Source organism: Arthrobacter sp. zg-Y844, assembly GCF_024385465.1.
Classification (GTDB): Bacteria; Actinomycetota; Actinomycetes; order Actinomycetales; family Micrococcaceae; genus Arthrobacter_B.
In genome coordinates this window covers 880,803-901,759 of record NZ_JANFLS010000002.1, presented here as the reverse complement: position 1 = coordinate 901,759, position 20,957 = coordinate 880,803, and the positions used below count along the sequence as shown (strand labels likewise).

General features: G+C 65.5%; 17 protein-coding genes and 1 pseudogene. 11 read left to right on the top strand and 7 right to left on the bottom strand.

The window, feature by feature from the left end; all coding sequences use genetic code 11:
* Positions 1–8 precede the first annotated feature (8 nt).
* Positions 9–1,436: a mycothione reductase gene (locus NNX35_RS11035; protein WP_255867779.1), complete on the top strand. Its 1,428-nt coding sequence runs from the start codon at positions 9–11 to the stop codon at positions 1,434–1,436.
* Positions 1,437–1,468: 32 nt separating this feature from the next.
* On the opposite strand, the gene NNX35_RS11030 is transcribed toward NNX35_RS11035, so the two are convergent.
* Complete coding sequence (locus NNX35_RS11030; RefSeq protein ID WP_255765797.1) at positions 1,469–3,277, bottom strand: long-chain fatty acid--CoA ligase; 1,809 nt, start codon at positions 3,275–3,277, stop codon at positions 1,469–1,471.
* Positions 3,278–3,513: 236 nt separating this feature from the next.
* Between NNX35_RS11030 and NNX35_RS11025 the strand changes: the two genes are divergently transcribed.
* Positions 3,514–4,494 (top strand): ROK family glucokinase, encoded by a 981-nt coding sequence (locus tag NNX35_RS11025; protein ID WP_255765798.1) that lies wholly within the window; start codon positions 3,514–3,516, stop codon positions 4,492–4,494.
* A gap of 31 nt (positions 4,495–4,525) precedes the next feature.
* Here the strand turns inward: NNX35_RS11025 and NNX35_RS11020 are convergent, their stop codons facing one another.
* Together NNX35_RS11020 and NNX35_RS11015 are read right to left on the bottom strand one after the other, a co-directional pair.
* Positions 4,526–5,053 carry a hypothetical protein gene (locus NNX35_RS11020; RefSeq protein ID WP_255863274.1) on the bottom strand — a complete coding sequence of 176 codons (528 nt, stop codon included), beginning with the start codon at positions 5,051–5,053 and terminating at the stop codon, positions 4,526–4,528.
* Positions 5,050–5,814 carry a carboxylesterase gene (locus tag NNX35_RS11015; RefSeq protein WP_255863273.1) on the bottom strand — a complete coding sequence of 255 codons (765 nt, stop codon included), beginning with the start codon at positions 5,812–5,814 and terminating at the stop codon, positions 5,050–5,052. Before NNX35_RS11015 ends, NNX35_RS11020 begins: the two co-directional genes overlap by 4 nt.
* Before the next feature lie 170 nt (positions 5,815–5,984).
* Between NNX35_RS11015 and NNX35_RS11010 the strand changes: the two are divergent.
* Both NNX35_RS11010 and NNX35_RS11005 read left to right on the top strand, forming a co-directional pair.
* Positions 5,985–6,665: pseudogene (locus NNX35_RS11010) on the top strand (lysophospholipid acyltransferase family protein); the annotation flags it as partial.
* A 516-nt stretch (positions 6,666–7,181) separates the two neighbouring features.
* The gene (locus NNX35_RS11005; RefSeq protein ID WP_255766573.1) at positions 7,182–8,543 is read left to right on the top strand and encodes a class II 3-deoxy-7-phosphoheptulonate synthase; all 1,362 of its coding nucleotides are present in this window, start codon (positions 7,182–7,184) and stop codon (positions 8,541–8,543) included.
* A gap of 22 nt (positions 8,544–8,565) precedes the next feature.
* On the opposite strand, the gene NNX35_RS11000 is transcribed toward NNX35_RS11005, so the two are convergent.
* Positions 8,566–10,710 (bottom strand): Stk1 family PASTA domain-containing Ser/Thr kinase, encoded by a 2,145-nt coding sequence (locus NNX35_RS11000; protein WP_255867777.1) that lies wholly within the window; start codon positions 10,708–10,710, stop codon positions 8,566–8,568.
* 92 nt (positions 10,711–10,802) lie between these two features.
* Positions 10,803–12,077, bottom strand: coding sequence for a lytic transglycosylase domain-containing protein (locus tag NNX35_RS10995; protein ID WP_255765802.1), 1,275 nt, complete (start codon positions 12,075–12,077; stop codon positions 10,803–10,805).
* Between the two features lie 335 nt (positions 12,078–12,412).
* Here NNX35_RS10995 and NNX35_RS10990 point away from each other — a divergent pair, with 335 nt between their 5' ends.
* A complete protein-coding gene (locus tag NNX35_RS10990; protein WP_255765803.1) occupies positions 12,413–12,766 on the top strand; it encodes an Rv2175c family DNA-binding protein in 354 nt (117 codons plus the stop codon).
* A gap of 110 nt (positions 12,767–12,876) precedes the next feature.
* Here the strand turns inward: NNX35_RS10990 and NNX35_RS10985 are convergent, their stop codons facing one another.
* Both NNX35_RS10985 and NNX35_RS10980 read right to left on the bottom strand, forming a co-directional pair.
* Complete coding sequence (locus NNX35_RS10985) at positions 12,877–13,977, bottom strand: polyprenyl synthetase family protein (RefSeq protein WP_370647022.1); 1,101 nt, start codon at positions 13,975–13,977, stop codon at positions 12,877–12,879.
* A 2-nt stretch (positions 13,978–13,979) separates the two neighbouring features.
* Positions 13,980–14,459, bottom strand: a complete 480-nt coding sequence (locus tag NNX35_RS10980) for a hypothetical protein (protein WP_255867776.1) — start codon at positions 14,457–14,459, stop codon at positions 13,980–13,982.
* 193 nt (positions 14,460–14,652) lie between these two features.
* Between NNX35_RS10980 and dinB the strand changes: the two genes are divergently transcribed.
* The 6 genes from dinB to NNX35_RS10950 all read left to right on the top strand — a co-directional run bounded on the left by dinB (position 14,653) and on the right by NNX35_RS10950 (position 20,949).
* A complete protein-coding gene (gene dinB, locus NNX35_RS10975) occupies positions 14,653–15,840 on the top strand; it encodes a DNA polymerase IV (protein WP_370647034.1) in 1,188 nt (395 codons plus the stop codon).
* A 215-nt stretch (positions 15,841–16,055) separates the two neighbouring features.
* Positions 16,056–16,430 (top strand): DUF3040 domain-containing protein, encoded by a 375-nt coding sequence (locus tag NNX35_RS10970; protein WP_255765806.1) that lies wholly within the window; start codon positions 16,056–16,058, stop codon positions 16,428–16,430.
* 342 nt (positions 16,431–16,772) lie between these two features.
* On the top strand, positions 16,773–17,204 hold the full coding sequence (gene mraZ, locus NNX35_RS10965) for a division/cell wall cluster transcriptional repressor MraZ (protein ID WP_227922615.1): 432 nt from the start codon (positions 16,773–16,775) through the stop codon (positions 17,202–17,204).
* Between the two features lie 186 nt (positions 17,205–17,390).
* On the top strand, positions 17,391–18,389 hold the full coding sequence (gene rsmH, locus NNX35_RS10960; protein WP_255867775.1) for a 16S rRNA (cytosine(1402)-N(4))-methyltransferase RsmH: 999 nt from the start codon (positions 17,391–17,393) through the stop codon (positions 18,387–18,389).
* Positions 18,389–19,120 carry a hypothetical protein gene (locus NNX35_RS10955; protein ID WP_255867774.1) on the top strand — a complete coding sequence of 244 codons (732 nt, stop codon included), beginning with the start codon at positions 18,389–18,391 and terminating at the stop codon, positions 19,118–19,120. The genes rsmH and NNX35_RS10955 overlap by 1 nt, the downstream gene beginning before the upstream one ends.
* A 47-nt stretch (positions 19,121–19,167) precedes the next feature.
* The gene (locus NNX35_RS10950; protein ID WP_255867773.1) at positions 19,168–20,949 is read left to right on the top strand and encodes a penicillin-binding protein 2; all 1,782 of its coding nucleotides are present in this window, start codon (positions 19,168–19,170) and stop codon (positions 20,947–20,949) included.
* The last annotated feature ends 8 nt before the right edge of the window (positions 20,950–20,957 follow it).

The window sequence follows — 20,957 nt, the reverse complement described above, 5'->3', positions numbered from 1 at the left end:
TGAAGAGCGTGACTCACTTCGATCTGGCCATCATTGGTTCCGGCTCCGGCAACTCGATCATCACCCCGGACTGGGACGGCAAAAAGGTAGCGATCATCGACGGAGGCACGTTCGGAGGAACGTGCCTCAACGTCGGGTGCATCCCGACGAAGATGTTCGTGTATCCCGCCCAGCTCGCGGCAGCAGCTGTGGACGGCGCGCGGCTGGGCGTGGACACGGTGTCGGCCGGGGTCCGGTGGCGGGACATCCGGGACCGGGTCTTCACCCGCATCGACGCGATTTCCGACGGCGGGCGCCGCTACCGGGACGAGGAGCTGGACAACGTCACGCTGTTCAGTGAATACGTCCGCTTCGTCTCGCCGCACGCACTCGTCACGGCGTCGGGGCAGGAGATCACCGCCGATGAAATCGTGGTGGCCGCCGGATCCCGTCCGGTCCTGCCGGATGTGCCGGGGATGGACCTTCCCCAGGTGCATACCTCGGACACGGTGATGCGTATCGATGAGCTGCCGGCGCGCGTCCTGATCATCGGGGGCGGATATATCGCGGCGGAGTTCGGCTTCGTTTTCTCCGCCTTCGGGTCGGACGTCACCCTGGCCGTGCGGTCGGGGGCGCTGCTTCGGTCCCTGGACGAAACCGTGTCCGAGCGCTTCACCGCGGAAGCCGCCAAGCAGTGGAACGTGCAGTTCGAAACCACCGTGGACTCACTGGTGGAGAACGCCGACGGTTCCGTGCACGCCGTGCTCTCCGGCCCCGCCGGAGAGTCGGCCCTGGACGTGGACCTGGTGCTGGTGGCGACCGGCCGAACTCCCAACACCGACCGGCTGGACGTCACAGCCGCCGGTTTTGACCTCACCGCGGACGGCCGGCTGGCCGTGGACGGCTACGGCAGGGTGCTGGCATCCGGCGCTCCGGTGGAGGGGATCTGGGCGCTGGGCGACATCAGCAGCCCCTACCAGCTCAAGCACGTGGCCAACCATGAGGCGCGGGTGGTGGCGCACAACCTGGTGCACCCCGGGGACCTCCGCGCCATGGACCACCGCTTCGTGCCCGCGGCCGTCTTCAGCAGCCCGCAGATTGCGAGCGTCGGGATGACCGAGGACCAGGCCATCGCCGATACGGAAGCCCGCGGCCTCGAACTCGCCCTGGCCGTGCAGGAATACGGGTCGACGGCGTACGGCTGGGCAATGGAGGATTCCACCGGATTCGTGAAACTGCTGGCGGAAAAGGAAAGCGGCCGGCTGCTCGGCGCCCACATCATGGGACATGAGGCGTCCATGCTGATCCAGCCCTTGGTGCAGGCGATGGAGTTCGGCTTGGATGCCGCCACCATGGCCCGCGGGCAGTACTGGATCCACCCGGCACTGACGGAAGTGGTCGAAAACGCGCTGCTTTCGCTGAAGACAAAGGAAACGCCGGGCAGGAACCGGCTCTAGGGGAGTCGGTTCCTGCCCGGCGCGCGGATAAATCAGACCCGCTGCCCGCTGTAGATGTCGTCGATGACGTCGGAGAAGTCCCGGATCACCTGGGCGCGCTTGATCTTCAGTGACGGTGTCAGGTGGCCGCTGGTCTCGGTGAAGTCGGTCGGAACCACGCGGAACTGCTTGATCGCCTCGGCGGAGGACACCTTCTTGTTGGCGCGGTCCACCAGGGCCTGGAGTTCCTTCTGCAGCTCATCGGTCTTGGCCACTTCGGTCACCGTCATGGTGGCCGGCAGCTTGTGCCGCCCCAGCCAGCCGGGAAGTGCCTCTTCGTCGAGGGTGATGAGGGCCGATATGAACGGCTTGGCGTCCCCGACCACCACGCACTGGGACACGATCGAATCGGCGCGGATGGAATCCTCCAGCTGGGAGGGAACCACGTTCTTGCCGCCGGCGGTGATGATGATTTCCTTCTTTCGGCCGGTGATCTTCAGGAAGCCGTCCGAGTCGAGTTCGCCGATGTCACCGGTATGGAACCAGCCGTCGGTGAACGTGTCCGCCATCAGTTCCGGGCGGTTGTAGTAGCCCTTCATCACGCTGATGCCCTTGGCCAGGATCTCGCCGTCGTCGGCGATCTTGACGCTGTTCCCGGGAAGGGGCGCGCCCACGGTGCCCAGCTTGACGAGCTGCGGGGTGTTGGTGGTGAGCGGAGCCGTGGTTTCGGTCAAACCGTAGCCTTCCAGCACCAGCAGTCCGATGCCGTGGAAGAAGTGCCCCAGCCGTTCGCCCAGCGGAGCCCCGCCGGAGACGGCGTACTTCACGTTGCCGCCCATGGCCTCACGGATCTTGCCGTAGAGCAGGCGGTCGAAGAGGGCATGCTTCAGGGTGAGGCTCAGTGGAACCTTGCCCTCCTGCTTCGCCTTCGACCAGGCTACGGCGGTCGCGACGCCGGCGTGGAAGATCTTGCCCTTGCCGCCGTCTTCGGCCTTCAGCATGGAGGCATTGAAGACCTTCTCGAGGACGCGGGGAACCACCAGGATGAAGCTGGGCTTGAAGCTCTGCAGGTCGGGCAGCAGGTTCTTTACATCGGGGGTGTGTGCCACGGTGGCGCCTGTGGCCACGCACAGCACGGAAATGAAACGGGCGAGGACGTGTGCCAGGGGCAGGAACATGATTGTCTGCGAGCCCTCGGTGGCAACCTCGGGCTCGGCCAGCTCGGAGTTCCGGGACACATCGACGAAGTTGGCGTGCGTGAGTTCGCAGCCCTTCGGCTTGCCCGTGGTTCCGGACGTATAAATAATCGTCGCCAGGTCGGTCATCTGTGCGGTGGAGCGGCGCTTCTCGAGATCTTCATCACTCACCGACGCGCCGTCGGCGCGCAGGGTGTCGAGTCCGCCGCCGTCGATCTGCCACACGTTGGCGACCATGGAAAGGTCTTCGTCCGCTGCAGCCGTGCGGACAATGTTCTCGTGCCGGGCAGCTTCAACCACAATGCCGACGGCGCCGGAATCGCTCAGGATCCAGGCGACCTGCGAAGGGGAGGAGGTCTCATAGACGGGAACCGATACCGCCCCGGCGAACCAGAGTGCAAAGTCCACCAGGGTCCACTCGTACCTGGTCCGCGACATGATGGCCACGCGGTCGCCTGCCTTGATACCACTGGCCATAAAGCCCTTTGCCAGTGCCTGGACGTCCTTGGTGAACTCCGTGGCACTGATCCGCTGCCATTCGCCCTGGCCGTTCCGGACGGCAAAGAGAGCGGGGTTGCTTGGCTTGGCTGCCTGATCGAGCAGCATGTTGGTGATGTTTGTCTGCGGCGGGGACTCCGCTAGGACGGGAACGCTGAATTCTCGCACGATAGCTCCTTTGATATCCGTTACGCCCGTAGGCACTGTTCAGCCTATAACGTAGATCACATTTTCTTACCCGTCGGTAACCTTGCAGATTCATAACGAACGCGTCGCCGCTCTTGCTGTTTCCCTAGAATAGGTTTCTGATGCGTCCAGTTACCCCAGCACCCGTTCCCCGTCCCCTTTCCACCCCGCTCCAGCGCAGGCTTGCTGCTACGGAACCCTTCCGGCCAGGCAGGCCCATGCGCCTGCCGAACCGGATGCGGCGGCGAGGCCTGGCCATCGGGATCGATATCGGCGGGACCAAAGTGGCGGCGGGGCTCGTGGACGGCGACGGACGCGTGCTGAAGCAGGCGCGCCGGTCGACGCCGGGGCAGGACCCCCGGGAAGTCGAAGCGGTCATCGTGGACCTGGTCCGGGAACTCTCGGCCGAGCACCACGTGTGGTCCGTTGGAATCGGTGCGGCCGGGTGGATGGACCTCGCCGGCGGCACCGTGTTGTTCAGCCCGCACCTGGCCTGGCGCAATGAGCCCCTCCGCGAGAACCTTGAGCGGCTGCTGCGCAGACGCGTCTTCCTCGTCAATGATGCCGACGGCGCCGCCTGGGCGGAATACCGGTTCGGCGCCGGTGCGGGGGAGAGCAGGATGGTCTGCGTCACCCTCGGAACCGGAATCGGCGGGGCGATGGTGCTCGACGGCCGGCTTGAGCGCGGCCGGTACGGCGTGGCGGGGGAGTTCGGGCACCAGATCATCATGCCCGGCGGGCACCGCTGCGAATGCGGCAACCGCGGGTGCTGGGAGCAGTATGCCTCGGGCAACGCCCTGGGCCGGGAGGCCCGGGAACTGGCCGCAGCCAACTCCCCGGTAGCCCAGGAGCTGCTCCGCGCCGTGGACGGCAACGCGGATCAGGTGACCGGCGCCGTCGTCACCCGCCTGGCCCTCGAAGGCGACCCGGCCTCCATTGAACTCCTTGACGAAGTGGGGCAGTGGCTCGGATTGGGGCTGGCGAACCTGGCCGCTGCCCTGGATCCTGGCATGTTCGTCATCGGCGGCGGGCTGAGCGATGCCGGTGACCTGCTGCTTGGTCCGGCGCGGCGGTCCTTTGCCCGGAACCTTACCGGGCGGGGTTTCCGCCCCGCGGCCAAGATGGAGCGGGCGGCCCTGGGTCCGGCCGCGGGGATGATCGGAGCCGCGGACCTGTCTCGGATCGCTGCACGCCGCTGAGCCGGGGCGGCCCCGGGGGAGGAAGCCGGGCCTAGACGGCCGCTCCGTCGTCATCCTCATCGCGGTGCTGGGGTAGCCGGAAAAGCAGATAGGCCGCGGATCCCGCAAACACGGCGACAGTGCCGAGGATGACGGGCAGCGGCGCGGTGCGCCAGAACATGGCGAACACCAGGAGCAGGAGCGGTCCGGCCAGCGTGCCCAGCCAGCTGAGCACAACCAGCGGTTCCCCGGTGCCAAGCGGCGGCGGTTCGGGCGGCACAAACCCGCCGTCGTCCTCATCCTCGGCGGTATAGTCCCGGGGCCCCGCTGATGCCAGCGGCTGGTTCTCGAAGATGGCGCGGGTCCGTTCCGCCGGGGTCGGTGCCGCCGGATCGCCGGGCGGTGTTGCTTCCCCCGGTTCTCCGCTGCCGCGCGGGGCGTCGGCATCCGGGGTGCCGGCGGAACGGTCCGGTTCCGGACGTACCGGATCGCTGGCGTCCATATGCTCCAGGCGGGCCACCAGGTCCAGCCAGACTTCCTCGTCGGTGGACTCGTTATGTTCCGGCTCGCGTTCGCTCATGCCCGCACCCCGGAACTGACACGGTGGATGAACTCGGAAGAGCGGTCGAAGATCAGCGGCGCATCATGGTCCATGGTGGCAACGTGGTAGCTGTTCTCAAGCGGCACCACCTCAAGCTCTGCATTAAGGAGCCGGCGGCGGAGCAGTTCCATGCTGGATTCCGGCACCACGGCGTCCACCCGTGAACGGAACGCCAGCACGGGCGCCGTCACGTCGGGCAGGGCGGCGGCAGTATTCCGGAAGAGCCTGCCAAGTTGCTGCACGGCGCCCACCGGCGTCCGCGGATACGCACCCTCATCCTGTCCCGAGAGCCGGATGTCGTTGCCAATGGCGGGAACCGATTTCAGGAAGTACTTCAGCACGCCGGAATAGCGCGCCCGGGGGTCGGCGAACGTCAGGCCGGGGTTAACGACGACGACGCCGGCCACCTGCTGCCGGGCCGCCAGCCGCAGCGCCAACGTGCCGCCCATGGAAAGGCCTGCCGATACGACACAGTCCGTCCGCTCCCGCAGGTCCAGATAGGCGTTCTCGTAGTCCTCGTACCAGCGCTGCCACGGTGTCTGGGCCAATTCCTGCCAGCTGGTGCCGTGGCCGGGCAACAGCGGAAGGCTCACGGCGTAGCCGCGGCCCGCCAGATGGCGCGCCCAAGCCGCAAGGCTCACCGGGGATCCGGTGAATCCGTGGCTGAGAAGCACGCCTACGCCCGCGTTGGGTCCGTGCCCCTCGGAGTGGAAGGCATCAGCGCCGGGGAGGGAAGTCATGTGTCTATGGTTGCATTAGAGGGGCCTTTTTGGACCCTGAAGGGGGGAAACTCCCGGGAACCCCGGCACGCGCCAAATTCACCAGCGGGGATAAGCGCGCATACAGTAGAGTCTGGGGAACCAAACGGGTCCCCCCGTTATTGTCTTGTCCGGACAGGAGATCAAGCCGCGTGTTCTATTGGGTGATGAAGACTATATTCATCGGGCCGGTGGTAAATCTTCTCTTCAGGCCTTGGGTCAAGGGAATGGATAACATCCCCGAATCCGGGCCTGCCGTCCTGGTGAGCAATCACCTTTCGTTTTCCGACTCGATTTTCCTTCCGCTGGCCGTACCCCGGCCGGTGAGCTTCCTCGCGAAGAGCGATTATTTCAACGGCAAAGGCATCAAGGGCAAGCTCACCGCAACCTTCTTCCGGCTCGCGAACCAGCTGCCGATGGACCGCTCGGGCGGAGCAGCGTCCGCTTCCTCCCTCAAGGCAGGCGTCGATGTCCTGGAAAACGGCGGCCTGCTGGGTATTTACCCGGAAGGTACCCGCAGCCCGGACGGGCGGCTGTACCGCGGCAAGACCGGTGTAGCCAAGCTGGTGCTCTCTACCGGCGTTCCCGTCATCCCCGTTGCGATGATCGGAACCGACAAGGTCCAGCCCATCGGCCGGCGGATTCCCAATATCCGCCGGATCGGCATCATCGTCGGCCAACCGCTGGACTTCTCGCGGTACGCCGGGCTGGAGAACGACCGCTTTATCCAGCGCTCCGTGACCGACGAGATCATGTATGAACTCATGCGCCTTTCCGGCCAGGAATACGTGGATGTATACGCCAGCACCGTCAAGGAAAAGATGGCCGCTAAGAAGGGCGTCAAGGCCGCACAGGCACGCAGCGCGGCTGTCCGCCTTTCCACCGGATCCGATTCCGGTGCAGTGCCCCCGGCCGGCGGTTCGGAACTGCCTGCCGAAGCGGGCGGCAAACTGCCCGGCGCCGTGACCGTCATCGGTACGAGCGCGGCGAAGGGGATCCGAAAATCCTCGAAGCCGGCTGCAGCCGAAGCGGGTGACGCCGCGGGCGAAGCCGGAAACAAACGGCGCCCGAAGTTCCGTGGCCGGATGCCCGGGGCCAATGGTTCCCGCGCTGCCCGGACGGATGCCGACGAACGCAGCGGTGTCGAAACCGGCGGTGCCCGCCCGGCCGCTGACCGCGACGCAGACCCGCGCTCCCACACCGCCTAGCTTCCCCTCGGGGGATGGCGGGACCGTGCATGTGTTGCGGGCTCCGGCAGCGTTTGTGACGGCGTTGTTCGCTCCAGCCGGGCAACTAGTAGGATTTAATCCGTGACTGACACCCCCGTACACCGCGAGTCCATTCCGACCATGCTCTCGGGCGCGGCGGCCACTTCCGCGACCCACCCCGAGTTGGACAACTGGCGTTCCCTGCCGATCTCCCAGCAGCCGACGTGGCGGGACGATCCGGGGTATGACGCGGCCATTGCCGAACTCTCGATGGTTCCTCCGCTGGTTTTCGCCGGCGAAGTGGATGTCCTCCGCAGCCGACTGGCCGAGGCCGCCCAGGGCCGTGCCTTCCTCCTGCAGGGCGGCGACTGCGCCGAGACCTTCGAAGCGGCCACCGCGGACAAGATCAGCGCCCGTGTCCGGACGCTGCTGCAGATGGCTGTGGTCCTGACCTACGGTGCGTCCGTTCCGGTGATCAAGATGGGCCGGATGGCCGGTCAGTTTGCCAAGCCGCGCTCATCCAACGAGGAAACCCGTGACGGCGTGACGTTGCCCGCCTACCGCGGCGACATGGTCAACGGCTATGACTTCACGCCCGAATCACGCCGGCACAACCCGGCGCGGATGGTGCGCGCGTACCATACGTCCGCGTCCACGCTGAACCTGATCCGCGCCTTCACGCAGGGCGGTTTCGCCGATCTCCGGCTGGTGCACCACTGGAACAAGGGTTTTACGTCCAATCCGGCGCACTCACGCTATGAATCCCTGGCCCGGGAAATCGACCGCGCCGTACGTTTCATGGATGCCTGCGGCGCGGACTTCGAAGCCCTGAAGCGAGTCGAGTTCTTCGCCAGCCACGAGGCGCTGCTCCTGGACTACGAACGGGCCCTGACCCGGGTGGACTCCCGGACCGGCCAGCCGTACGACACGTCCGGACACTTCCTGTGGATCGGAGAGCGCACCCGTGACCTAGATTCCGCGCATGTGGACTTCCTGTCCCGGGTACGCAACCCCATTGGCGTGAAGCTCGGCCCGAAAACGAGCGCCGAAGACGCCTTGGCCCTGATCGACAAGCTGGATCCGAACCGGGAACCCGGGCGGCTGACGTTCATCACCCGGATGGGTGCCCGTAACATCCGCGAGAAGCTTCCCGCCCTGGTGGAGAAGGTGACCGCCTCGGGCGCCCAGGTTCTCTGGGTAACGGACCCCATGCACGGCAACACCGTCACCTCGCCCAACGGCTACAAGACCCGCAACTTCGACGATGTGATGGACGAGGTGCGCGGCTTCTTCGAAGTGCACGATTCCCTGGGGACCTTCCCCGGCGGCCTGCACGTGGAAATGACGGGCGACGACGTCGCGGAGTGCCTGGGCGGTGCGGACCCCATTGACCAGGAGGCGTTCGTGGAGGGCTACGAATCCGTCTGCGACCCCCGGTTGAACCATATGCAGTCCCTGGAGATGGCCTTCCTGGTTGCAGGCGCCCTTTCCCGCAGGAGCTGACAGGCGTAGGGCCGCCCCGGGGCTACACCACCTTCAGGATGACGGTGGAGCCCTCGGGGGCGGTACCTGCGCCCGGTTCCTGGTCCCGGACCAGGCCCAGCAATCCGCCCAGGAGGTTCTCCACCTCGACCGTGAACCCGCGGCTTTCCAGATCCGCCCGCGCGGTCTCGGCGCGCTGGCCCACATAGTTCGGAACCTCAACCATCCGCGGACCGAGGGAGATGGTCAGCGTGACGGTGGAGCCCCGCTCGAGCAGCCCGGATGCCGGCGTCTGGTCGACAACCGCGCCCGCCGGGACGGAAGGACTGTTCACTTTTTCCGGAGCCACGGCAGCCGTGAGTCCGGCGTCTTCAATGGCTTTCACCGCAGCGTCCTCGCCGAGCCCGGCGACTGCGGGGACCTCAACGGGCGCCGGTCCCTTTGACACCGTGACGTCCACCGGCGCCCCCAGCCGCAGCAGGGTGTCCGGCAACGGCTGCTGGCTGATGATGCTGCCCGCTTCGATGCTTTCGCTGTACTCCTCCGTGACTGCGCCGAGCGTGAGCTCGTCCGCCTCAAGGTCTGCCCGGGCGGCTTCCAGCGTGCGCTGGACTACATTGGGCACGGAAAACAGCTGCGGTCCCTTGGAGACGAGCAGCGTCACCGGCTGGAAGCGGCGGATTTCCCGGGCCGCGCCGGGATCGGTGCCGACAGCGAGCCCTGCGGCAACCACTTCGTCGAACACCTCATCGGTGGTGTAGTTCAGGCCTGCCTCGCCCAGCTGTGTGCCGGCTTCCTCGACGGAAGCATTGCTCACGTCCGGTACGGAGACCAGGGCGCCGGGTCCGGCACCGAAGAACCATCCGGCAAAGGCAACTGCTGCGAGCAGTACCGTCAGCACCACGGCCAGCAGGATGCCCCGGCGGCGCGGCTTTCCGCTGCGAAGGGATAACTGCGGGCGGTGCGCTTCACGGTCGTTCTGCCGCAGCCGGTCGCGTTCATCCCGCTGCGCGAGGCGCCGACGCGCGTTCGCACCAGGCCCGGCTTCGTCGTCTGCGTCTGCGTCATAGTCGTCGTCCGGGCCGTCAGCGTCGTACCCGTCCGCGTGGTCCCCACCATCGTCCGCTGCACCGCGGCTGCCGGCAGGAAATACCGTGGTGGCGTTGTCGTTTCGGTGGATGACCTCGGTGTGGTTCCCGCGGGGATCGCCGGGGCCTAATGCGGAAGTGTCGATGACGCTCGTGGCGGCACCGGCGGCAGTGAGGACCTCCGTGGCGCCGGACAACGCTTCGGTGGGCGTGCCGGCGTCGGACGGTCGGCTGCCCGGGCCGGGAGCGCACCGGAAGTCAAGCTCCGCGTCGCTGAGGGAGGTCCGGATGTGCCGCAGTTCGCCCAGCAGGGCGCGGCCGTTGACCGGGCGTTCCTCGGGGTCCTTGGCGGTGCACCAGCGGACAAGCTCGTCCAGGTCCTCAGCCAGTCCCGGGCACAGGTCCGAAGGGGCGGGAACGGAGGAGTGGACATGCGCAAAGGCCACCTGGATGGGTGAATCTCCCGTGAAGGGCTGCCTGCCCGTAAGCATTTCATAAAGCATGATGCCGGCTGAATAGACGTCGCTGCGTTCGTCGGCACCGCCCGCAGTAACCAGTTCGGGTGCCAGGTAGGCGACGGTGCCCACCAGTGTGCCGGTGTTGGTGCTGGTGGACACGGCACGGGCCAGCCCGAAGTCAGCGATCTTGATCCTGCCGTTGTCCGCGAGGAGCACGTTCTCCGGCTTGACGTCGCGGTGGACCAGGCCGGCGTCGTGCGCAGCAGCCAGCCCTTCAACCACCGCATCCATCAGTGCCAGCGCCAGGCGCGGCGAGAGGGGACCGCGCTCGTCCAGCAGCCCGCGCAGCGTCCGGCCGGGCACATACTCCATCACGAGGTACGCCAGGCTGTCGGTGATCCCCTGGTCCAGGACGCCCACCACGTGGGGGTGGGAAAGCCGCGCAGCCGATTTGGCTTCGCTTTCGAAACGCCGAAGGAAGCCGCGGTCCGCGGCAAGGTGCGGGTACAGCACCTTGAGGGCCACATCGCGGTCCAGACGGCGGTCGGTAGCCAGGTAAACACTGGACATTCCGCCGCGCGCCACCAGGGACCTGACGAAGTAACGGTCGTCGACCAGCGTCTCAACGAGGGAGTCTTTCACGGGCTCATGCACCCTTCGATCCTAATGGCGGTACGCGGAAGGGTCCGGATCGACACCCGATCCGGACCCTTTCGATGCACTCCTGGATTGCCTTACTGGAAGGACGCCCGGTGGGCAAGCACGGAACTGACATAGTTGCGGGTGTCCGCGAACATGCCGTGGGTGGTCACCGAGTACTGGCCCTGGTAGTAGGACGCGATTGCGGTTTCCAGGCTGTCGCTGCTGCGGATCAAAGCGCTGATGATCGCGACGCCGGCCGTGGCATTGTCATACGGATCCAGCAGGTTCAGCTGCCGTCCTACCAGCTGCGAAGCCCATTCCCCGGAGGAAGGAATGACCTGCATGGTGCCGATGGCATTGGCCGGGGAGACAGCCCGCTGGTCGAAGCCGGATTCCTGGAAGGCGAATGCCTGGGCCAGGGCCGGGTCGACACCCATCTGCGCTGCCGTGTCGGCCACGATCTGCTGCATCTGCGCACGGTCCGGAACGGGCAGCGAGTTGAGGGTCTGCTTGTTCAGGTTGGCGCCGGCGACAGTGTGCTCGGGGTAGGTGTAGTGCAGGAAGGTATTGGGAACCAGATCCGTGGGTGCGGCTGCCACGGGCGCGGAGGCGGTGACACTGACGGTGCTGCCGTCGACGGTGATCTTCTGGCCCGGCCGGATTACCGAGGTCTGCGACAGGCCGTTTGCGGCCATGATGCCGGAGAGGCTGACGCCGTGCTTGGCGGCGATTGCGCTGAGGGTATCCCCGGCGGCAACCGTGTACGAGCTGCCGGTGCCGGAGGCCGGCTGGACACCGGAAGGAGCCGTGGGAGCGGCCGGCGCCTGGCCGTCGATGCGGATCGACTGGCCCGGGTAGATGACGGAGGTGAGGGTCAGGCTGTTCGCGGCGAGGATGCTGGAGAGGCTGACGCCGTGCTTTCCGGCAATGGCGCTCAAAGTATCCCCGGAGACCACCGTGTAGGTGCCTTCGCCGGCAGCGGAAGCGGCAGCGGGGGCAGCGGATGCGGCCGCCCCGCCAAGGCGGAGATCGTCACCTGCAAAGATCAGCGAGGACGCCTGCAGGTTGTTCACGCGCAGCAGTTCCGTTACGGACAGTCCATACTGTGCGGCAATTGAACTGACCGTGTCGCCGGAAACGATCCGGTGCGTGGCAGGAACAGCCGACTCCGCCTGCAGCGTCGCGGGAACCTGGGTGGCCAGCTGCGAGGCGGTAACTCCGGTGGCAGCTCCGGTGTTCAGGTTCTTGATGGCCTGCAGGGGGAGCTGGGGAAACAGGGTGTTCTGGGGTGCGGCGGGGGCAGCGGCGGCCGGCTCGGCAAGAGCCAGGGCGGACATCATCACTGCAGGAATGGCGGCGGTCGTCACGGCAACACTCAGTTTGCGCGGTATTCCTGTAGCAACGGGACGCGCCTCTGGCGTTCCCGTGGTGGACTGAGCGTTCATATGGTGATGTTTCCTCATCTGTGTTGGCCGCGGCCTTTACCGCAAATCCTTGGATTAAAAACAAGTAATGGAACGGGTGTTACCACTGTTCTTTATGTGACTAGTGGTGTGCTAGTTACGCATGGGATTACAGGTACTAATGTGAATTTACACTAACCAGAGACCGGCACAATACCCGAGTAGTGCTTTTTGTGTTTCAGTTCTGCCGTCAAACGGCAAACTGGCCCGGGCGGCCCCGGACGTGGCACCCTTGAAGGGTGAATGAACTCGAGGAACTTGTTTCCGACTGGCTGACCCTGCCCGATGTGGCTGAACAACTCGATCTCCCTATTAACAAGGTGCATAGCCTGCTGGAGGAGCGCGCCCTGCTGGCTGTGCGCCTCGGCGACCGGAAGATCCGCAGCATCCCGGCTGCCTTTATCGCTGACGGCGCCGTGCTGGAGAGCCTGAAGGGCACCATTTCGGTGCTCAATGACGCAGGCTTCCACGACGACGAAATGATCCGCTGGCTCTTCACGGCCGACGACACGCTGCCCGGCCGTCCCGTGGACGCGCTCCGCGAAGGGCGCAAGACGGAGATCCGCCGCCGTGCACAGGCGCTGGGCTGGTAGCAACGCCTCACGCAGCACCTGAATTACGCAGCACCTGAATAAGGAGCTGCCAGTCTCCGGACTGGCAGCTCCTTATTAGTTTGGAATCTTTCTATTGCCTGTGCCGCTCCCTAGGAGCTGCGCCGAACGGCTGCGTGGGCCAACGCGTCCAGGGCGGCCCGGGGGATGCCGTCGAGGGGGAGCGCGGCTAATGCGGAAAACGCCGTTTCGGTATGCCTGGAGATGAGTTCCTCCGTCGCGGCCAGCGCCCCGGTGTCGAGGATGATTCCGCGCAGCCGGGCCACGCCGTCGTCGTCCAGCCCCGGATCCCCGAGCCGGGCCGTGATCTCTTTCCGGGCGCTCTCGCTCCCGCTGGACAGGGCGTAGGCAATCAGGACCGTGCGTTTACCCTCACGCAGGTCGTCTCCCGCCGGCTTGCCGGTGGTCCGGGGATCTCCGAACACACCCAGTACGTCGTCCCGCAGCTGGAACGCTTCCCCCAGGGGCAGGGAGAAGCGGGAATAGCCCGCCAGGATCTCTGCGCCGGCACCGGCCAGGGCACCGCCCAGGGTCAGGGGATGCTCGGTGGTGTACTTCGCTGCCTTGTAGCGCAGGATATTCAACGCCCGGACGACGGCGTGCTCGGGGTCGTAGTCCGGACCGACAACCTCTTCGAGGATGTCAAGGTACTGCCCGGCCATGACCTCTGTGCGCATGCGGTTGAAGATGCGCCGCGCTTCGGTGCCGTGCGCCGCGCGCGGACCCACGGCGGAAAACATTTCCTCGCTGAGCGACAGGCAAAGATCGCCGGCAAGGATTCCGGCCGATGAACCGAAATGGAATCCGTCCAGGTGCCAGTTGGCGTCCGCATGCGCCATCGAGAAGGTGCGGTGAACGCTTGGCCCGCCCCGGCGGGTGTCGGACCGGTCAATGATGTCGTCGTGGATCAGTGCCGCACTCTGGAACAGTTCCAGTGCGACGCCGGCCCGGACGGCTTCCGGATGCAGGGGAGTTCCTCCGGCGCCGCGCCATCCCCAGTAAGCAAGGAGGGCCCGCAGGCGCTTCCCTCCGCGGGCAAGGTTGTGAACGGCGTCCAAAAGGGGAAGCGCCTCGCGGGAGACCTCGGCGAGCACCGAGTGCTGGACTGCCAGGAAATCCTCGAGTTCCGTGCCCAACAGGTCTCGGTATGCGGCCTGCTCCTCCTGCGCGGATTCGGCCGGGGTGGGAGACACTGTTATTTCACCGTTTCTGCGAGGACCGTGGCGCCGACAGTCACCGTCGCCGGGCCGCCCTCCTTGGTAATCGCCGTGATGTTGACCGTCTCGGGTTCACTGGCGCCGGTGCGCACGTAGTCGCGCGAGGACGGGGAACCGGTGGCCGCTTCGGCTGCAGTGAAACCCTGGGCAACCAGCTTGGCATCGTAAAAGGCGAGGATCTCGGCTGCGGGAGCATCCGAGGACTCCACTAATACGGCGGTGAGCGTGCCGTTCGCCCGGTCCACGCTGCTCGAAAGAAGCTCTGCGCCCTCCATCACCGGGATGAGGTCGGACGGGAATCCGTCCGCGAGGGCAACGGGAGACTCCGTAGGCGTCGGGGTGGGGGATGCGGACTGCGTAGCGGACGGGGAATCCCCGTCCTCCGCGGTGCCGGTGGAGCATCCGGCTGCCGCCAGGATCAGGGCCGCGGCAGAGAGCAGCGTGAGCGTCTTTTTCATCGGGTTCCGCTTCGGTGGGGGTCAGGGTCCTGCCACCCAGTCTAGGCGAACCGAAAACCGCTCCAGGGAAGGTGGTTAGGGTGCCGAAAAGAAGCGATGTAGCAGGAAAGGCAGGAATGGGGGCGCGGCTGGCTACGATGATGGAGTGAGCAATGGTCCCGACGCCGGCAGCGGCAACCGCGACTGCACCATAATGCACGTGGACATGGACGCTTTTTATGTTTCCGTAGAGCTGCTCAAACGACCCGACCTGGTTGGCAGGCCGGTCATCGTAGGCGGCCTCGGGGGACGGTCCGTCGTCCTGTCCGCATCCTATGAGGCGAGGCGTTACGGTGTCCGTTCTGCCATGCCCATGGCCGTTGCCCGCCGGCAGTGCCCGCAGGCAGTGGTCCTGGAGCCGCACCAGGAGGTCTACCGGACCTTCTCCGGGCAGCTGATGCAGATCTTCGAATCCATTACTCCGCTGGTGGAACAGCTCAGCGTCGACGAGGCCTTCCTTGATATCGCAGGAGCCATGCGCAGGCTCGGGCCGCCCCGCGCCATCGGAGAGCACATCCGCGAGCGTGTTGCCGCCGAACTGGGCATGACCGCCAGTGTGGGCATTGCCGCCACCAAGTTCGTGGCCAAGATCGCTTCCACCCGATGCAAACCCAACGGCCTGCTGCTGGTGCCCAAGGAGCAGACAGTGGACTTCCTCCACACTCTGGACGTTTCTGCGTTGTGGGGAGTAGGAGCCAAGACCCGCGAGGTGCTGGCCCGCGTCGGCATTGCCACGGTGGCGGATGTGGCCAATACCCCGCCGACTGTGCTCCGCCGGCTGCTCGGGGCCGTGGGGGACCACGTGTATGAACTGTCCTGGGGGCGGGATGGCCGGGCTGTAACACCCGTCCGGCGCGAAAAGAGCATCGGCGCCGAGGAAACCTTCGCGTCAGACGTCAGCGACGACGAGGTCCTGCACACGGAGCTGCTTCGGCTCGCGCACCGCAGTGCTGTCCGCCTGCGGGCCGCCGGACTCCAGTGCAGGTCGGTTTCCCTGAAGGTGCGTTATGCGGACTTCACGACGCTGACCCGTACCCGCACCCTTCCCGAGCCGGTGGGCAGCGCCCAGATGATCTACGAGACGGCCAAGGGGCTGCTGACCGCCCTGGGGCCGCGGCCGCAAAGTGTCCGGCTGATCGGGCTGAGGGCTGAACAGCTTGAATCCGCCGAAGGTGCTGCCATGCAGCTGACCCTGGACGGACGAGAGGACAGCTGGCGTTCGGCAGAGGATGCGCTGGATCGGATCAACCGGCGCTTCGGGGAACTGGGCGTTGTTCCTGCCCGGCTCATCGCCCCGTCTCCCCGGAAGCCACCGCCGGAGCCGGACCGGTTCCCGGACTGAACGTCCCCCGGCGCTCCGCCCGGCGCCGGACAGGCTGTGCGTCGGGGCTGGTTCCCTACCCGGTGGAATACGTGGACCGGCCGCTTTCGTGCGGACCGGTTGCCACCTATCCTTGGACTAAGTGCAAAGCAGCAGCGAGCCTGCGCGGGAACATCCGGCGCCACACGTTCGTTGGTTGGTTTACAGGGGCAGGACCGGACGGCAAGGAGGCAGCAATGGCACTGTCGGAACACGAGCAGCGCTTGCTGGATCAACTGGAGCAGCAATTACACGCCGAAGATCCAAAATTCGCGAACTCAATGGCGACGTCCGCGGGCCGTGGGATCTCGACCAGGCGTATCGTCCTCGGTGCCTTGCTGGCCGTGGTGGGCTTGGGGGTGCTGCTTCTGGGAATTACGGAAGCGGGCATCCTGGTCGGTGTACTGGGGTTCCTCATCATGGGTGCGGGCGTGTACTACGCAACCACCCGGGGACGGAAGAACGCGCCGGCGGCAACGGACGGGCGCAAGGAGCGCGAGTCCAGTACGCAGCGTGGATTCATGAATAACCTGGAAAGCAAGTGGGACGAACGCAAACGCGACCAGCCGTAGGAACACCCGCTCCGCGCCGCAGGCCCCGGACACCGTGACAGTCCGGTACCGAAGGATGGCAGGCAGGTAGGAAGCGCAAAAAGGATCCGTTTCGGCGGGTCCTTTTTTGTGCCCTTTTTCCTGCCCGGGACACGTTTCCGGAGCTGATGTCGGTCACTTAAACCCCTCCACTGCACTCCACCCGCGAGAATCCGCATCAACATGCGGATTTTGGATGCGACGCGCCCGGAATACAACGTGCGAAGGCGTTGACTGTGGAGGGAAGTGGAGTAAAGTGGGGGACATAAGAGGGTAGGGGCGGTACTCAAGGGGTTTACCCCCAATCGGACAGGGCGGTGCGGGATGTTCCTAGGAACACATTCGCCGCGTCTGGACGAGAAGGGGAGGCTGATCCTGCCGGCCAAGTTCCGCGAGGAACTGGCCGACGGCCTTGTCCTGACCAGGGGTCAGGAGCGCTGCATCTACGTCTTCAGCCAGAAGGAATTCGAACGGGTCCACGACCAAATGCGGGAAGCTCCACTTTCCTCCCGCCAGGCGCGTGACTACATTCGGGTCTTTCTCTCAGGAGCCTCTGACGAAGTTCCAGACAAGCAGGGCCGGGTAACCATCCCGCCGGCGCTGAGGTCGTACGCGGGACTTGGACGCGAACTGGTCGTCATCGGCGCCGGTACGCGGGCCGAGATCTGGGATGCAACCGCTTGGCAGAACTATCTGGCAGAACAGGAAACCGCGTTCTCGGAAACAGACGAAGACGCGATTCCAGGGATTTTCTAGCAGTACCACCCGCTACAGGGACAACCCGGGCCGGGTCTTGAACGAGATCTCCCGCCGCCCCACCGCAAGGCCGTCTGGCTTCCCTTCCCCGGAGCCAGAAGGTGCAAAGCGGTGAGGCGCGGATGGGGGTCTGGTTTAAGAACCGGCCGCAGGGCAAACAACACGACGAATGGAAGGAAGCCTCAGATGAGCGAAGAGCGCCCCACCGAGGAACGGCATGTTCCGGTGCTGCGCGACCGCTGCATCAACCTCCTGGCTCCTTCCATCGAAAGCGCCGTAGCCGACCACGGCCGTGCCGTTGTAGTAGATGCCACCCTGGGAATGGGCGGGCACACCGAAGCCATGCTGCAGCGGTTCCCCCAGCTGCACGTGATCGGTATCGACCGGGACCGGCAGGCACTGGCCCTGGCCGGCGAGAGGCTGGAACCGTTTGCGGAACGGATTGACCTGGTCCATGCGGTCTACGACGAAATAGCAGACGTCGTCACGGATCTTGGATTCGAGGGCATCGACGGCGCGCTGTTCGATCTGGGCGTTTCCTCGCTGCAGCTCGATGAACGCGACCGCGGCTTCGCCTACTCCTACGATGCGCCCCTGGATATGCGGATGGACACCAGCCGCGGGCGTACCGCTGCAGACATCGTCAACACTTACGGCGAGGCCGAGCTGGTAGGCATCATCCGGAAATGGGGCGAGGAGAAGTTCGCGGGACGAATCGCCTCGGCCATTGTTGCTGCACGTGCGTCGAAGCCCTTCACCACCACCGGCGAGCTCGTCGAAGCGATCCGCGGGGTCGTCCCGGCGGCAGCTGCGCGGACCGGCGGGCATCCTGCCAAGCGAACGTTCCAAGCCCTGCGCATCGAAGTGAACGAGGAGCTCGATGTCCTCGAGCGGGCCATTCCGGCATCGTTGTCGGTGCTGAACGTGGGTGGACGCGTGGTCGTGATGTCCTACCACTCGCTTGAGGACAAGATCGTCAAGGGCGTCTTCGCTGCGGGCGCGCGGTCCTCCGCCCCCAAGGGCTTCCCGGTTGAACTTGAACAACACAAGGCCCAGCTCAAGAGGCTGACCAAGGGCACCGAGGTGCCTACGGACGAGGAAATTGCAGAAAATCCCCGTGCAGCCTCCGCAAAACTCCGTGCAGTAGAACGAATCCGCAAACCCATGGATGGGGCCAGGAAATAATGAGCGAACGTCGGCCATCGGCCCGATTCAGCACCATGGCGTCAAGCGCCGTCGTCGGCAACACGGCGCGCGCGCTTGATTGGGATGCTGCGGCGCCTGCCACCACCGTCAGGCGGCGCACCCCGCTGTCGCTGGTGCCCGCCGCCAAACGCCGCAAACGTGCCCCGTTCGCGGTTTTCTGCTTCGCTGCCCTCGTCCTCGGACTGGCCTCGGTGCTGTTGCTGAACATCTCGGTTTCCAGCGGCCAGTACGAGCTGGTGCAGCTGCAGAGCCAGAAGGCGGAACTGGCCCAACGCAATGAAGCGCTGACCCAGAAGATCGAAAACCACCAGGCACCCCAGGTCCTGGCCGCTTCCGCAGCAGACCTGGGCATGGTTTCGTCGCCCACCTTCGGCACCATTGACCTCCAGACGCTTGCAGTTACCGGCAGCCCGGAGGCAGCCAAGGAAGGCGAGCCCGCCGAACTGCTGATCGGGGCACCGAGTGTCCTGACCCAGCCGATCACCCCCGCACCCGCACCCGCCGTGGTTCCGGCAGAACCGCAGGAATCCGTCCGGGCACTCGAGGAGCGGGAGGAAGCTGCCGCACGCGACGCAGCGGCCGAAGCCGCCGCAGCCGAAGAAGCTGCCCGGATACCGGCAGCGGATCCGGCCCAGCCTTCGGACATCGTCCCTGAAGGCGAACTGAACGGCGGAACCATCCCCGCCCCCGTGCAGCGAAGCGGAAACTGATCCAAGCGAAGCAGTCATCAAAACTTAGGCATGAACGAGGACACGTTGTGGCACAAAAATCCGGCCCGGACAACCACAGGGTGGCCCTCGTTACCGGACGCCTGCGCGCCGGCCTGATCTTTGGCCTGGTGCTCCTGACCGTTCTCGGACTTCGGCTCTTCCATGTCCAGGCACTGGACCCGGACGGCATGGCGCAGAGCGCCGTGGATAACCGGCTCGTGACGGTAACCGTACCGGCCCTGCGCGGCAGCATCCTCGACTCCAACGGCAATTACCTGGCCCGAAGCGTGGAGCGGTTCGACATTGTGGTGGACCAGCGCCTTTCGCAGGACATCGGCGAGAAATTCAAGCGCCGCGACGCCGAGGGGAAACTCCAGGACGTCACCTTCGACCAGGCGTTTGAGGAACTTGGCGCCATCCTGGGGCAGGATCCGGAAACCCTGCGCTCGGCACTGCTGGGGGAGAAGGGCTTCAACTTCGTCGCCAAAACCGTCACTCCGGAAGTCAAGGAAAAGGTCCTCGCGGTAAAGTTCCCGGGGATCTATGCGGACCGGACCACGCTGCGGACCTACCCCTCCGGCTCGGTGGCCGGGTCCATCGTGGGCTTCCTCGGCACCGAAGGCGCGCAGGAAGGCCTGGAGCTGACCCAGGACGAAATCCTTGCCGGCGAGGCCGGCAGCAAGACCTACGAAATCGGCGGAGACGGCATCCGCATTCCCTACGCCACCAACGAGGACGAACCCGTCCACGACGGGGAATCCATAAAGCTGAGCATCGACCAGGACCTGCAGTGGTTTGCCCAGCAGACCATCGCCGCACAGGTGGATGAATACGATGCCGAGTGGGGCAACATCGTGGTTATGGAGGCGGATACCGCCCGGGTGATCGCGCTGGCGGAATCCACCACTGTGGACCCCAACAATCCCGGGGCGACCCCGGCGGAGTCGCGCAAGGCGAGGTCCGTCACGGACTTCTTCGAGCCCGGCTCCACCACCAAGGTCATCACCATGGCGGCCGCCATCGAGGAAGGCATCACCACCCCCGAAACACGGCTGGAGATCGAACCGACCTACACCGTTGACGGCCAGACCTTCAAGGACGCCGTCCCGCACGGGACCGTCCACATGACCGTGGCGGGTGTGCTGGCCAAGTCCATGAACACCGGAACGGTGATGGTCGGAGAGCAGCTGACGCCGCAGCAGCGGTACGACTGGCTGCGGAAGTTCGGGATCGGCCAGCCGCTGAACGTTGGACTTAACGGGGAAACCGCAGGCCTGCTGCCGGAACCGGACGCCTGGGACGGACGGCAGCAGTACACCGTGCTGTTCGGACAGGGCCTGACGCAGACGGCGCTGCACACGGCGAGTGTCTTCCAGACCATTGCCAACGACGGCGTCCGCGTCCAGCCGAGCATCATCGACTCCGTCATCAAGGAAGACGGCACGGAGCAGCCCATCAAAAAGGAACCGGGTACGCGGGTTGTCTCCGAGGAGACCGCGGAGCAGGTCCAGCACATGATGGAAACGGTCACCAAGGACGGCTCCGGCAAGACAGGCGAGTTGAAGCAGTACCGGGTCGGTTCCAAGACGGGCACGGCTGAAGCCCCCGGACCGAACGGCGGCTATTCAGGCTCGACCCTCTCTTATGCTGGTATTGCACCCATGGATGATCCGAAGTACGTGGTTGTGGTGACCCTCCAGCGGCCCCAGGGCGACCTCTACTACATCATTCCGGGCCAGTCCTTCCAGAAGGTCATGGAACAGACGCTGGTCAGCAACAACGTGCCGCCTTCCACGGGTGAACCCGAGACTTACCCCATTGAGTACTAATTCCTGGA